Origin of the sequence: Microcoleus sp. B4-C1 (genome assembly GCF_036705285.1) — a bacterium.
GTDB lineage: Bacteria > Cyanobacteriota > Cyanobacteriia > Cyanobacteriales > Microcoleaceae > Microcoleus.
The window spans coordinates 26,109-41,017 of sequence record NZ_JAUBUC010000063.1; the positions used below are offsets into that span (position 1 = coordinate 26,109).

The window sequence follows — 14,909 nt, forward strand, 5'->3', positions numbered from 1 at the left end:
CGGTAAAATAACGGTTATAAGTTTGTACTGAGGACTCAAGTCCTCATACAATTCGCTCGGACTTGAGTTTTCACTACGAACCAATTTGACGATCGCCGATCGATCGCACTTGGTACCACCGGAACAAGAGATGGTAAAATTCTATCTTGTTGTTGGAAGAGGGCGACTTTTTTATATTCTAGATAAGTCTCATCACAATAAGGAGCCAATAGGGAAAAATCATGAAACATTCACTTGTACGAACAGTGGCCGCACTGGCAGGTTCAGCAATTTTAACACTTGGCGCGATCGGTTCGGCTAAAGCATTTACTTTTGACGAAACCGAAATTAACCAAGACCGAGTAATTGTCATCGCCCAACCCCGCCCTTCCGGCGGCTACCAATTGCTAATTGTAGAACAGGTATCTAACACGCGACAATGCTGGAGCGAAAGTGGCTCTAATCCCGTGAAAGTCGATCCATTATTAGTTAGTTTTGATTTCACCGGTATTTGTGGTCGCGCAACAGACAGCAACGGCTTTTCAATTCGCATGGCAGGCACCGATTTAGCATTAAAATACGCCCTGACTTTGGAAATTGTTGATGGCAATGTTCTACTAATTGGAACTCCCGTAGATTACCAAGGTAAATCGGTGGTGATAGGCCGCACAAATGGCGATGCTAACGAATTTATGAAAATCACTCTCGATCCTGCTTGGCGCTTGAGCAAAAGAGCTTATCAAGGCCGCACATTAGGTCACTTTTATTTCACTACCAATCAACCCGCACCGGAAGAAATTGGCAATACCGGAGGCAATACCGGAGGCAATACCGAAGTAATACCGCAGCCAATACCAATACCAATACCGCAGCCAATACCGCAGGAAATACCGCAGCCAATACCGCAGGAAATACCGCAGGAAATACCAATACCGTAGGCAATACTAGCTTTTCTACAACTCGGAGATAGCTACCGAGGATATCTACGCTTCCGAAATTAAAGAAGCTGTGGGCTTTGGGTTTGTAGCCCGGTTTTTTCACAATAATACCTTTCGATCGCAATTTGCGGTTACCAGAGAGCAATTGGTATCTTTAGTTTGGGAATCTTTGAAAGGAATACAATGTGGTAATATCACATTTCCTAGCTATGTTTCTATCCCTCCCTATAGCGACGTTCCTATTTCCCACTGGAGTGCCGGAAAACTTCTATTTGCGCGGGACAACAAGATAGTTAGCGGCTATCAAGATGGAACTTTTAAACCTACCCAGCCCGTCACTCGCGCTGAATTGATGGGGGTGCGCCGTCGAGAGGCGGAATTCGGTTTTTCGGCGGGAATGCAGCCAAATTTAGTTGCTAAAGAGCCGTCTAAAACTTTTTTAGAATAACGGCTCATTAATGTCTGAAGGTATTGACGATATTGATCTAGTCTGTCCCTTATACAATCACCTCATTTGTGGGTTAATAGTTATATGTTGTACTCTTGTCAAGAACGGGCAAGATGCCCGTTCCACAAAATTTGATTTTATTGTGGAATGGGCATCTTGCCCGTTCCTAAACAAGTAATTGAGAAGGGTGCAAGATATCAGTTAATCAGGACTAAAGTCCTGATTACAAACCAGTTCGTAATCAGGACTTTAGATTTCATCATATCGTTTACTTGGGTTTCTTCTTAGATAGCTTTTTAGGAGTTTTCGGAACCGGGATTGTCTCTAATTCTTGCTGTGCGATATCTGAGGTTGAGTTACAAAAGTCATTTAAGGAAAGTTTTTGTTGCGATTCAAGTTCGTTTAGCAAGTTTGAAGCAGTTTCTAATATTTGCTTTCCCTGTCGGACTTGAATAGTAGTTTTATTTTCGATCGCATCTAGCAACACAAAAATCGAGACTGTTTGCCAAATATCTAAATCGTCGCCCACGACATCGCAAGCAGAGACAATTTTGCCGTTTTGTGGGGCGTGAATTCCTAAGCCGGAATCTTGAATTAACGGCTGGATTTCTGCTAGACTTAAATTCGCAAGGTCGCTAATTTTATGTTCGAGCGATACTAAATCTGCTAAATCGGGTAAGTTGACAGATTCGGCCGCTAAAGCATCGAACTTGAAGGTAAGAGTTTGATTCAGCGGATCGGAAATGGCATAAAGTGATTGAATTTGCGATCGACTAACCGCACCTTTCTCGAAAAAATCTCTACCTTGCGGGGCGATCGCAATTTTTCCATTTTCAGCCACCTCCAAGGTTTCCAAACTAACCAGAGTCGCCGCCGTAGTCTTCACAAAAATCTCGTCCAACCCCAGCAAATCCGCCAATTCCTTCAAAGTTGGCGCAGGTTCAAACTCAACGCCCGCCCGCAAAATGAACTCTTCCAACACGTTAAACTCGCGCGGTTCGCTAATCGCCACCTCCAGCGGAGTTTGGCGGATTGCAAAGCGGAATTGACGCGCCGCCAACACTGACAAACCCGGATTTTGTTGCTCAATTTGTTCGGCTAGCGAACTTAAATTTGAGTCAATTGTTTTAGTTGAGGACGCTAGAAACATCTACAAAACCTCCGCAGTGACGCACCGTTTTTGAAACTTCCTGATACATTTTTCCCACAGTACCTAGTTGTTGAGTAAATAAATCGTGGCAGCCGACAACTACCAGCAATTCTTGAGCGCGGGAAAATGCCACATTCACCCGTTCCGGTTCCTTAGCAAATCCAATATCGCCCCTAACATTATTGCACACTGTGCTGACAATAATTACAGGTCTTTCCATACCTTGAAATATGTCAACCGTACCAGTGCGGATGCTCAAAGCAGGGAATCTTTCGCCTTCGATTCTGTCTTTAATTGCATTTAATTGAGCAGCATAAAAAGTGATAATTCCGATTTCTTTCGGTGGTTCACCGTCGGCAACTTTGGGCTGCCAAGCTATCTCCATTTGTTCGCACAAACGCTCGATCGCATCAATCTCCTTGACATTCAACCGCGAAGTACCCTGTTTTTCCTCTTCAAATCCTTGTCCGATGGGCGTTTTCACCCACAGAATATGATTATTTTCTTGAATGATTCTACCTGCGAGGTTGTGGGCGCGCTTGGTGTCAGCTTCCTGAATGCCACAGTTGAGTTTTTGCTGGTAAAACTGATTGATTGCGCCCATGATTTGTGGGTGCATTCGATACTGAGTTGTCAGCATTTTTTTGATGCTGTCGCTGGCATTTTCAAACAAAACTTTGAACAGCGATTCTTTGATAAAGCTAAGTTCGTCTCCGGTACAGCCGATGTCTTCGGCAATATCGTCGATCGTACTTTGATTAAACATCGGCGGCAATTGCCTGTGATCGCCCACTAATACTAACTTTCTGCCTTTCAAAGCGGGGATTAATAACTCTGGCGGAGTGCATTTGCTAACTTCGTCAATGATAACTGCATCAAAGCTGGGAAAGTTTTTAGTAAAATCGAAACTAGCAGCTTGCACGCAAGTAATGCCGATCACGTTGGCATTGTCAATATAAATTTGCTTTAAATCGTTGCGGTCTTTTTCTGATGGATTGCGGAGTTTTTGAATCCAATCTGTCACAAACGTTTGAGAGCGATTTAGTGCGGTTTCTTCTTGTTCTAATTTACGTTGCCAAGTTTTGAATAAACGCTTAATTTTGTTCAAAAAAGCTACGGTGAATAATCCTGTATTCGGAACTTCTGGCTGATATTGAGTCGGGATAGTTTGCCATGCTGACTCCCACCAATTTCTCTCGACAAGTAATGCTGCTGTTGGTTGCTGCTGTTGCAGTTGAGCATTAATTTCGCTCAATTCTGCTTGTAGTTGAGCGAGTTGCTGCTGCGAAGTTGCAGCCGCAATTTGTAGCGGGGATAAATGCTCGTCAAGGGTGTTTTTGATTGTCTCCAAAACCCCAAAAGGATCTAAGTCAGCAATGGATTTTTCAAGCTGAATCGTGGTTGATTTCCAAGCCTCAACTTGCTTGACAAACTGCTGCGGTTGCTCCCAAATATTCGATTTTTGGGCGAGATATTGTTCGGATAAAATTCGCAATTTTTCAGGTACGTTTGGCTGTTGGACAATTGCTTGCAACAAAGTAGTAACTTCGCTAATTTTTAAGTTTGCCTCTTGCTGCGCTGTTTCTACCTGAAGTTTAGCGGCGGATATTTGCTGCTGGCTCAAGGTTTGACCGATTTTATCTAATAACTGTTGCTGTTTTATAAGCTGCTGTTCGGTTTCGGTTTTCAGGGGAACCACGCACTGACGGGCGTTTGCGAGGATACTGTGCAGCAATTCTTTGACTAGGCGATCGAAGGTAGCCTGGATATGATTTGGGTGCAAGGATTCACTATAAAATTGTTGAATGCTGCTTAAGAAAGTGCGAGCTTTTTCGATGATAAATTTGCGCTGACTTTGGCTGACTTGGGAATAGCTGGCGAAGTCTTTGGCTAGTTGCTGCCACTGTGTACGATCGCCCGCAGAGAGTACGATCGGCGTTTGACTCAAATTTAGGTGCAGAAACTCGCTAAACCGGAACTGTTGCCCTTGTATGTCCTTAAAACCTGCGCTTTCTTCGTGGGATATAGCCTTTTGCAACCGATCCAAATCGGGCAAATTGATTTTGCATTTGGGCGGTACGATCGGCAATTTGAGCGATCGGGCAATTTTCAGCAATCCTGTCGGCAATTCTACCATATCATCCGTCAGCATTGCGCCCGTTTCCCAGCAAGTTTTCACGACTTCATAGAGCCCCGTATCTGCTGTCTCAATCCACTGTGCAACGGCGACGACAACGGCTGCAATTTCCGCTTTTCGCAGTTCCAAATTCTTGATTTTCTGTTCGAGATTTTGGCGATGTGTCTGATTTTGCCGATCGCCCAATTCGAGTTGATTCACAGCCTCAGACATCTGCCGCGACACCCGCAACGACTCCGCAACCGCCGACATAGCGTGACAAACATCATCAGCGCGATCGAATGCCGTCTTAAATTCCGATATTTGCGCTGCTACAGTTTCCTGCAGCCAAACAGCAATCCCAAACGCGCCGCAAGCAGGGCGATCGAACCCTATTTGAATAGCATTGCTAGCGGCAATCCGCACATTTGCCATAAAGTTTTCTACTAAAACATTGCCTTCTGAATAGGGTTTTAGTCGGGGCATAAACTCGGCAACTTCTGGAGATTCCCAGTTAACTTGCGGCGCATCCAGTAGATTTTCTAGCCCCGAAACCACCGATTCAATATCGCTTTTTTCGGTTAAAATTAGTTCATAATTGGTTGCTTGCTGGTTGCACTTTTCCTCAATACTTGCTTTACTGTCGTGCAGGTGCTTTAGTTCATTAAAAAAATCTCTCTCTGCGGCACAGTAGGCGGTAAATCGCTCGGATTCTGCCACCAACTGCCGCAAAGATTTGACATTAGTCAGGCGCTGCGAGAGCTTTTGTTCGCAGTCAGTCGCCGTATTTTGCAGCCAAGTGCCGATCGCATTTTCCTCCAAAAACGGCTGCCCTTCTTCCTGCACCTTATGAGCTTTTCCCTTTCGCAAAGCCCGAATCGCCGGATTGTGAACTAACCGACTCAAAGCATTGTCTACAGCCAAATTTGCTTGGGAAGCAATTAGCGTTTTGCCACCCTGACGGGCAATTTGATAGCAAATCTCCGCAATCACAGTCGTTTTGCCCGTTCCCGGCGGCCCTTGAATCAAAATTAAATCCCGCGCCGAAAGCACCGTTTCTACGGCGGCAAGTTGATCGTCATTAGCATTGCGATTTAATAAATTTTCCCGATCCAATTTAATCAGTTTTTCGGGAATTCTCGCCTGAGAAGAGTCGAATAAAAACTCACTTAAATAGGGATTTTGAGCGCGCCCATCTGTCAGCATTTTTAAAGCTTTTTTCTTGCGTTCAATCTGACTAATATCGCCCGCAGCCTCAAAATACAAGAATCCTTGTTTGGGCATTTGATATCTGCCGCCCGCCATGCGAGATCCTAAATCAACATCTAACTTAATGCGTAATTTACCATGTTCAAAGTCAATTTCAGCGATGCTACCTAATGTCTCTCCATCGCGGCTGCTTCTGCTTCCGGGCGGCGAATCAAACAGGATAATTTCTTCATTTCTGGCTTTTTTCAGCCTTTCGCGAAAGTCGCCCAATTCTAAGGGATTTTCCTCGTAGCCGTCAAGAGTTGCGGAATTACGCTCAATTTCAAAAGTGACGATTTTGAAGCCGGAACCGTAATTGTGTCCTCGGAAAGGTACACAAAATTGACGCGCTTCGGCGATGCGTTTTTCTACATTTAAAAAAGTGTGCCAAACCTTTAGTTGTTCGGTAGTCGGTATGTGCCTGTCGTCCCAAAATGGCATTTGTTGGACGCGGGCGATCGACTTTACAGGAATTGGCGATCTACTGTTAGCCAAAAGTCGCAACTGAACCGGCAAAGAATACCCATCTTTCCTCCCTCTGGGAACCGCCACCAAACCAGCATCCAGCAGTTTTAAACCGCCAATTCCGTCTTCACAGCGTACAGTTGCTAACAACCGCAAAGTGCGATCAGCTTTTTGCAACAATTGGGGTAATTCAAAATCATCTCCATCCGTAGCAAGGAGCAATTCCCAGATTTCTTCTTCCGAAAATCTCTCATTTACCTTTTGGCGGCGCACGTAGAAAAGACTGTGGGATTTGCCGGCAATCTCAGACATCAGAATTTCCGCACGCTCTCTGCATTCCCAATCGCAATATTTCCCTAAAGCCGCTTCTCCTTCTATATCGCGAATAAACTTATTAATTGTGCGATCGCCACTAAATTTATATCCCCAATCTTCTGTTACTAAAGATGGCATATTTAGATTTTAGATTTTAGATTTTAGATTTTAGATTGGATTTAAGATTAGCACATCGGAACTTGTGCCGACACATTGGTGTCAATAACCAGCCTGAAACCCCTGAGAAATCTCGCTTTTCGCTGAGTCTAGATCCCCCTAAATCCCCCTTAATAAGGGGAGTAGGGGTTGACTTCGATGACGCTCTTGTCCCCCCCTTATTAAGGGGGGTTAGGGGGGATCGATCCCTAACTGTCAAACAGCAGACCCATACTACTTTTAACGTTAAGTTGACACAAATGATGCCGACAGAACCGCTAAATCCCAAAGATTAAGGTGTGCCGAAGCCCACCCGGAGGCGATCGAATTAAACAGTTGAGAATCAAAAGGGCGAACGATGGGACTTGAACCCACGAATGGTGGTACCACAAACCACTGCCTTAACCACTTGGCTACGCTCGCCGTATCAGTGTTAACTATAGCATCATATCTCAGCACAAGTCTAGGGGTAAGGCAAAAATATTTTGAAATATTTCTGAGCGTCCCTGAACCGGACAGATCGATGGTGCCTCAAATTCCAAGCACAGTAGGAGTTTAGCACAATTTTCGCTCTGTGCGATCGGCCTGTGCGAGCCTCTTCGAGGGCTTCGCCAACGGCAATTATCTCGCCCCCAGCACTCATGCGGCGTGGGTTCGGCAGCTCTGGCAGCGTCCCGATTCGATCCAGCGCATTAAAATAGCCTTATCAGCCCAGGCGCATCTACAGTCCAGTTTGATAAAACTCACCTCTGACACCATTTTTAAGAACAGGCTTTCCGGCCTGTTCCACAAAGAATGAATTTCTTTTAGGGTGGGATCTTCTAGCCCACCCCTAAAAGCCTGATTGAGAATGGTGCAATATCTCAGATGAAATGCTTGTGGGGTGTCCCGCCCGCCCGAAAAATACAACGCCAGAAGCGGGACAGCTTATCCCACACCGCATGAGTTATCAACCATCCCTTTTCTCTCTCTTCTCTTTTCCCTATTCCTTCGCGTCGCTTCGCGTCTTCGCGGTTCGTTTAAAAAAAACTCTTCTCCGCAATCCAAAATCTAAAATCTAAAATCTAAAATCGATATGAGCTACTGTATCAACCCAGAATGTCAAAATCCTCAAAACTCCCACACCGCCAAATTTTGCTTAAACTGCGGCTTTAACCTGTTGCTGAGACAGCGATATCGCCCGATTGAACTTTTAGGTAGAGGCGGATTTGGTAAAACTTTCCTAGCAATTGATCAAGACATCCCATCTCTACCCCGCTGTGCAGTCAAGCAATTTTATTTTTACGACCGCGACCCCGAAATTTTCAACAAAGCCGTTGAATTATTTCGCCAAGAAGCAGTCCGTTTAGACGAACTCGGAAAACACCCGCAAATCCCCACATTATTAGCGGGATTTGAACAAGAAGGTCATATTTATTTAGTTCAAGAGTTTATAGACGGGCCGACTCTTAAACAAGAATTAGACAAGAGTGTCTACGATGAAAATCAAATTTGGCAACTGCTGCAAGACTTATTGCCGGTGCTGCAATTTATCCATGAGAAGCGCGTCATTCACCGGGACATCAAACCCGAAAATATTATCCGCCGCCAGTCAGACAACAAACTCGTATTGATCGATTTCGGCATAGCCAAACTGCTGACTGATTCAGCGATACTCCGTTCAGCAACGCTCATCGGCAGTCAAGATTATGTAGCTCCCGAACAAATGCGCGGCAAAGTATTTCCTGCTAGCGACCTTTACAGTTTAGGTGTTACTTGCATTCGCCTGATGACGCAAGTTCCTCCCTTGGATATGTACGACTGCAACCACGAGCGCTGGTGGTGGCGCGAGTTTCTCCCCAAAGCCACGAGTATTAGCGACGAGTTAGGTGAAATTTTAGATAAATTGCTGCAAACTCGTCTCACTCAGCGGTACAGTTTTGCTACGGAAGTTTTGGACGATATCAAAGCAGCTTTAGATATTCGCCATCAAAATTTGCTTTCGCCGGAAAAGCAGATCATCGCTCCTGCTCTTAATAATAGCGACAACTCTGCCGATATCAACGCGCTACAAACTCCTGATTCTCCGATTTTACCCACAAATGCCGTAGCCAATTCCGCAGAAACTTTTCCCTTATCTGTTACTTCAAATACTTCAAATCTCGATCCAACCCTAATTTCTGCACGGGGAATTAATTATACCAAACTGCGAGATTTTTTGTCAAACAAAAAGTGGAAAGAAGCCGATCGCGAAACTTGGGGCTTGATGTGTCAATCTCTTTCTCAGCCACCGGGTACTCAGCTAGAAATTAGCCAAATTTACCAGATCCCTTGCGAAGATTTGCAAACAGTCGATCGCCTTTGGCTGCACTACAGTCAAGGTCGGTTTGGCTTCAGCGTCCAAAAGCAGATTTACGAAAGCGTTAAGGGAGACTATATCAGATTTTGCGATCGGGTCAACTGGCAAACCTACAATTCTGCTACTACTTTAGGGCAGATTAAATTTAGTCAGCAAGCACCAATCGGACACCTCCCTCTCGCAGTTGGGTTGGCGGCATTCAGTGGCTGCGACACCTCGATGCCCTATCAGCAAAATTAACCGAGTGCGACAATAATCCTGCTCCTAAATTGTAATTCGGTCTACCGACTCACTAAGTATAATTTCATATTTAAACTCTACCGGAAAGCAGAGAAATTTGTTGAGCTAGATGTATCCATCGACCGAGGCTCGGTGCGATCGATTGTCGCACAATGGATTCTGAAGGTGAACACAGCTACAAGTCTGCAATCCTGAGACTGTAGCAACAGAATTAAAGAGAGGTATCAATCCATGTTTTTTCACAAAAAACAATTAATGGCTGCGGTGACTGTAGACCAACCCAACCCCCGTTTTGCCCAATTGCTGCTAGAACAGTTTGGCGGAGCAACCGGAGAACTGACAGCAGCTCTGCAATACTGGGTGCAGTCTTTTCACTGTGAAGATGCAGGGATTAAGGATATGCTCCAAGATATTGCAATAGAAGAATTCAGCCACTTAGAAATGGTGGGTCAACTCATAGAAATGCACACCAAAAACGTTGACCAAACAGAAGCTTACAAAAGCACTTTGTTTGCGGTGCGTGGCGTAGGCCCACACTTGTTGGACAGCCAAGGTCAAGCTTGGACGGCAGCTTATGTCAACGAAGGTGGCGATGTGGTGCGCGATTTACGCGCTAATATCGGTGCAGAAGCAGGAGCTCGCCAAACCTACGAAGAGTTGATTAAACTAGCACCGGATATGGGAACGAAAAAGACGTTGCAGTTTCTGTTGACTCGCGAAATTTCTCACACTCAAATGTTCATGAAAGCTCTGGAAGCGCTGGGCAAACTCACCGATCCGATGTTCGGCAATATTCCGCCAGATTCCACTGTGGATCTCTACTTTAACTTGTCCACAAATGGCAAGGATGAACGCGGCCCTTGGAACTCGGAACCTACTTTCAAATACATTGCCGATCCCGCTCCAAAAGCTTAATTTGAGAGTTGTTTAGCGTGTGGGGCTTAAAAGATTTAAGCCCTGTATTAAGTAATTTTTCAGCCGCCCGCCTTCTTTTGTAAGGTGGGCGGCTTAGAAAATTTAAGCCCTGTGTTGAGTGCGTAGGTTGGGTTGAGGAACGAAACCCAACATTTTCTCTACAATTTTCCTTAACTGAACCTTATTGATTTTTAAGCCGCGCACCGTAGGATATCGAACTTTTGTGTTGAGTATTTTTCAAGTCACGGGCCCAACGGTGTTATAATTATTTGAAATTCGGCTCGAACATTAACATCAAATCCATATTGAAATTGCGCTCATCCACCTATTTATTAGTTTCTCACGGCAGCCGTGACCCCAGACCCCAACAAGCTTTGGAAAACCTAGGTCAACTGCTGTCTCAAAATTTGGCTGACTCCTTCCCCGCAGTAGCAACCGCCACCTTAGAACTCGGGCCCGCACCGCTGCACGAACAAATTTGCAGTTTTGGCGAACGTACCCTGTCGCTGGGACTGACAGAATTGCAAATCCTGCCTGTATTTTTATTGCCGGGAGTTCACGTCGCCGAAGACATACCGGCAGAGGTGGAAATTGCCCAAAAAACTTTTGGTGACAAGCTAAAAATTGAATTGCGCCCGCATTTAGGTTCCCAGGAAGCAGGCTTAACAAAATTGGTAAAAAGTCAGATGCAAGAGGTGAGTTTTCTCCCCAATCTGCTATTGCCAAAATGGATTTTATTATCTCACGGCAGCCGTCGCCCCGGAGGTAACTCGATTGTTGAGGAAATTGCCAGCAAACTCGGTGCGCTGACAGCTTATTGGTCGGTAAAGCCGAGTTTGGAAGAGCAAATTGACAGTTTGGTTCGTGGTGGACAGCAGCAAATAGGGATTGTGCCATACTTCTTATTTAATGGAGGAATTACAGATGCGATCGCCAAAAATGTAGCACAGCTAAAGCAGCAATTTCCTGCGGCGGAACTTCATCTCGCAAATCCTCTAGGCGCAAGTGTAGAATTAGCAGACTTAATTGGGAATTTAATTCAAAAATGAACCGCAGAGGCACAGAAGAGGTAAAGGAACCAAGAAAAATGTCTTTAGGAAAAGTGTATTTAGTAGGTGCGGGGCCCGGAGATCCGGGTTTGATGACCTTGAAGGGAAAAGCTTTGTTAGAGTGCGCGGATGTGGTGATTTACGACGCTTTAGTCAGCCCTCAAATTTTGGCAGCAATTAACCCCCAAGCAGAACGAATTGATGCCGGAAAACGCAAAGGGCGTCACTCGTTAATGCAGGACGAAACAACTCAGTTAATGATAGAAAAAGCTGGAGATAATGCGATCGTAGTTCGTCTCAAAGGCGGCGATCCGTTTATCTTCGGCCGCGGTGGCGAAGAAATGGAAGAGTTGGTAAAAGCTGGAGTGTCTGTAGAAGTTGTGCCCGGTGTAACTTCTGGGATTGCGGCCCCTGCTTATGCGGGAATTCCTTTAACACATCGATCGTACAGTTCCTCAGTCACCTTTGTCACCGGCCACGAATCAGCGGGAAAATATCGACCGGAAGTAAATTGGCAGGCGATCGCCCGTGGCTCCGAAACCATTGTAGTATACATGGGAATCCACAATTTGCCTTACATTATCGGCCAGTTAACAGCAGCAGAATTAAGTGCAGAAACGCCCATAGCGTTAGTGCGCTGGGGAACGCGGCCGGAACAAGAAGAATTGATCGGGACTTTGGGTACAATTGTAGAGCAAGTTGAGGCGATCGGATTTGCAGCACCTGCGATCGCGGTAATCGGAAATGTCGTTAATTTGCACTCGATATTGTCTGGCTGTCGGCCAGTTTCTCAGACTGTAGAATAAGCGCAGAAATTGCCCCTAAATCCTCGTAGGGTGCGTACTGCGTACCCTACTTACTACTTTTGATGCGTCTGTGCTGTTGATTTCAACGCGCCACCTGGCGCATATACTCCCCCCACAACTGAGCGGCATTTGCACTACCTCCGGCAGTCGGAGAATTATCATCATTTCCCAACCAAACTCCTGTCACCAGTTGCTGACTCGGAATATAACCGACAAACCACAAATCTCTATTATCATTAGTCGTGCCTGTTTTTCCAGCTTCTCCCAACCCCAAAGCAGCACTGCTACCCGTACCTCCCCGCACAACACCTTGCAGCATATCAGTCATCGTATCCGCTACGGCTTCAGAAACTAACTGCCGATTGGCAATGCCATCTTTTTGATACTCATAAATCACCCGGCAACTGTTAAAATCATTTCGATCTTTGCAATCGCTGCTGTCAATAATTCGCTTAATTACGTGGGGGCGATTTCCTAAACCCCGATTGGCCAAAACCCCGAAAGCACCCGTTAATTGCAACACATTAACTTCACTTTCACCTAATACTAAACCAGGGTTAGAACGCAGTTCCGAAGTAATTCCCAAACGTCTTGCCATTCCCACTACATTGTCTAAACCGACATCTTGTGCAATTCTCAAAGCAACTGCATTTTCCGACTGTGCTAAACCCCGATACATATCAGCATTACCGCTGGTTCTTTCGCAGCCGCTGTAACTTTGTCCGCCCCAAGAAAGGGGGGCGCAAGAATAAGTTTTATCGGGTGAGATTCCCTGTTCCAGGGCGGCTGCATAGCTGAAAATCTTAAATGTAGAACCGGGCTGTCTCAAAGCTTGGGTAGCCCGATTAAACTGACTTTTTAAATAATCTACGCCCCCAACTAAAGCTAAGACTTCCCCGGTTGTACTATTGAGAGTTACCACGGCTCCTTGAGAAAAACCTGCACTGGCTCCCGCATTTTCAACAGCATTTCTGAGGGAAGTTTCCGCCAACTTTTGCAGGCCGGGGTTCAAGCCTGTTTCTACAATAAAATTGCCTTCTCTGGCTAACTGCTCCCCCAGCAAAAACTCCAATTCGTCAAATACATAACTGTAGAAATAAGGAGCGATCGTACTTTGCAGATATTGGCGAGCTTTAGGATTGATCTCAATTCGCGATCGCCTCGCGCGATCGGCTTCTTCCTGAGAAATCGTCCCCAGTGCGCGCATCCGTTCGATCACTCGATCGCGATACTGCACCGCCAACTGATAATTTTGAATCGGATTAAAACTGTTGGGAGCAGGCAAAATCCCTGCCAAAGTCGCCGCCTCTGACAAAGTTAAATCCCTGGCAGACTTCCCAAAATAAAACCGAGCCGCATCCTCAAAACCGTAAAGGTCAACTCCCAAAAACACGCGATTCAAATAAGTCAGCAACAGCTCATCTTTGCTGTAATAATTCTCCAGTTTCAAGGCAACTACAGCTTCCCGTAACTTGCGTCCCGCCGAATCTTGAGTTCCCACATAATCTCGAAACAAACTCCTCGCTAATTGCTGCGTCACAGTGCTGCCGCCTTCGCGAATTCCTCCCCCGCGAACATTGGTCAAAAGCGCGCGCAAAACTCCGATCGGATCTACTCCCAAATGCCAATTGTAGCGGCTGTCTTCCGAAGCAAGTACCGCCTTGGATAAATAAGGCGAAAAATCCTGCAATTGCTTTAATTCTAAGTGAGCGTTATTCTGAGGAGGACGTAGGGGAGTTTGCCCATCGCGGGCGTAAACAATCACGGGGCCATTGATACTTCTCGGCAGAGGCCGCACTTGAAACTTTGTCGATTCAGCACCTACCAACACGGCAATCAAAGCGGTGATTCCGCTGACGCCGTAAAAGCTGTAACGCACAAGTTGCACATACCAAGGCGGCGGATATACGTACTGAATTCTGACAGCGGCGGCTAGTTCCGGCGGCCCTAAAGTGAACACGTCTCCGTGACGCAGGGACATACTTTTAACTCGCCTTTTGCCATTGTAAATGCCGTTTGTGGAGTCTTCATCTTTGATGACAAAAGGAGTCCGCCGCCGAGTATCCCGCGACAGGGATAAGTGCACGTGACTGACAACGGGATTGCGAACTACTATATCTGAAGATTTGGACGATCGACCTAACAAATATCGATCGCCCAACAGCGGATAAACCTCAGCTTTAGCTGCACCCGCATCCTGAACCCACAGTTCGGGTACTTTGGCATTAGGTTTCAGCGCTAGCTGGTTAAAATTAACCTTGGCAATAGTCTGGACTGCTTGGGTAATTGCACCCAAGACGGTTTGAGGTTTGCGGGGCGGCGGCGGTGGGGTCATATTTCGCTGTGCACTACGATCGAGCGATCGGCTCTTGCACCATTCTACTCGCAACTTTTGGCTAATTTCACGATCGGCTCACACTCTTAGGGCGATCGTCGGCTAATGGCGATCGATTTTGGGGTTATTGGTGAACCCGCAAGGCCAGCAGTTGATTGAGCAAATCTCCACCCAGCCACAACAAATCCCGATCTCACCAGGAAATTAAATTATCATAAACTTGCCCAAAAATTAATACTTTCGATAACATTTATAGCGGTTCTCAAGCGTGGTGAGGTATGGGGTGAGTCCTATGCCCTATGCCCTATGCCCGCGAGAGCACCTCATGTTACTGAGGATCGCGAATTAAATAACTTACAATTTTAATTGTTATTGTGGGATGGGCGTCCCGCCCGTCCTTTTTGGACGGGC

10 protein-coding genes and 1 tRNA gene are annotated in these 14,909 nt (G+C 45.9%); 6 read left to right on the forward strand and 5 right to left on the reverse strand.

Going from position 1 to position 14,909, the window contains the following annotated elements:
- Positions 1–35: 35 nt before the first annotated feature.
- Complete coding sequence (locus QUB26_RS22480) at positions 36–230, reverse strand: hypothetical protein (RefSeq protein ID WP_333319810.1); 195 nt, start codon at positions 228–230, stop codon at positions 36–38.
- Between QUB26_RS22480 and QUB26_RS22485 the strand changes: the two genes are divergently transcribed.
- Positions 222–917, forward strand: a complete 696-nt coding sequence (locus tag QUB26_RS22485; RefSeq protein WP_333244903.1) for a DUF3747 domain-containing protein — start codon at positions 222–224, stop codon at positions 915–917. The two genes, QUB26_RS22480 and QUB26_RS22485, sit on opposite strands and share 9 nt — an antisense overlap.
- Before the next feature lie 145 nt (positions 918–1,062).
- Positions 1,063–1,365: an S-layer homology domain-containing protein gene (locus tag QUB26_RS22490; RefSeq protein ID WP_333319812.1), complete on the forward strand. Its 303-nt coding sequence runs from the start codon at positions 1,063–1,065 to the stop codon at positions 1,363–1,365.
- A gap of 268 nt (positions 1,366–1,633) precedes the next feature.
- Here QUB26_RS22490 and QUB26_RS22495 read toward each other — a convergent pair whose 3' ends face one another.
- The 3 genes from QUB26_RS22495 to QUB26_RS22505 form a co-directional block, all read right to left on the reverse strand.
- Entirely contained in the window at positions 1,634–2,515 is an 882-nt protein-coding gene (locus QUB26_RS22495) for a hypothetical protein (protein WP_333244897.1), read from the reverse strand.
- Positions 2,493–6,797, reverse strand: a complete 4,305-nt coding sequence (locus QUB26_RS22500; RefSeq protein WP_333319814.1) for an AAA domain-containing protein — start codon at positions 6,795–6,797, stop codon at positions 2,493–2,495. Before QUB26_RS22500 ends, QUB26_RS22495 begins: the two co-directional genes overlap by 23 nt.
- A gap of 368 nt (positions 6,798–7,165) precedes the next feature.
- A tRNA-His gene (locus QUB26_RS22505) sits at positions 7,166–7,238 on the reverse strand.
- Positions 7,239–7,890: 652 nt separating this feature from the next.
- Here QUB26_RS22505 and QUB26_RS22510 point away from each other — a divergent pair.
- The 4 genes from QUB26_RS22510 (at position 7,891) to cobA (ending at position 12,163) form a co-directional block, all read left to right on the forward strand.
- Complete coding sequence (locus QUB26_RS22510; RefSeq protein ID WP_333319816.1) at positions 7,891–9,393, forward strand: serine/threonine-protein kinase; 1,503 nt, start codon at positions 7,891–7,893, stop codon at positions 9,391–9,393.
- A gap of 231 nt (positions 9,394–9,624) precedes the next feature.
- Positions 9,625–10,308, forward strand: coding sequence for a manganese catalase family protein (locus QUB26_RS22515; RefSeq protein ID WP_333244885.1), 684 nt, complete (start codon positions 9,625–9,627; stop codon positions 10,306–10,308).
- A 305-nt stretch (positions 10,309–10,613) separates the two neighbouring features.
- Entirely contained in the window at positions 10,614–11,357 is a 744-nt protein-coding gene (locus QUB26_RS22520) for a sirohydrochlorin chelatase (RefSeq protein WP_333244882.1), read from the forward strand.
- On the forward strand, positions 11,354–12,163 hold the full coding sequence (gene cobA / locus QUB26_RS22525; protein ID WP_333244879.1) for a uroporphyrinogen-III C-methyltransferase: 810 nt from the start codon (positions 11,354–11,356) through the stop codon (positions 12,161–12,163). Before QUB26_RS22520 ends, cobA begins: the two co-directional genes overlap by 4 nt.
- 82 nt (positions 12,164–12,245) lie before the next feature.
- Here cobA and QUB26_RS22530 read toward each other — a convergent pair whose 3' ends face one another.
- A complete protein-coding gene (locus QUB26_RS22530) occupies positions 12,246–14,498 on the reverse strand; it encodes a PBP1A family penicillin-binding protein (RefSeq protein ID WP_333319818.1) in 2,253 nt (750 codons plus the stop codon).
- Positions 14,499–14,909: the final 411 nt, after the last annotated feature.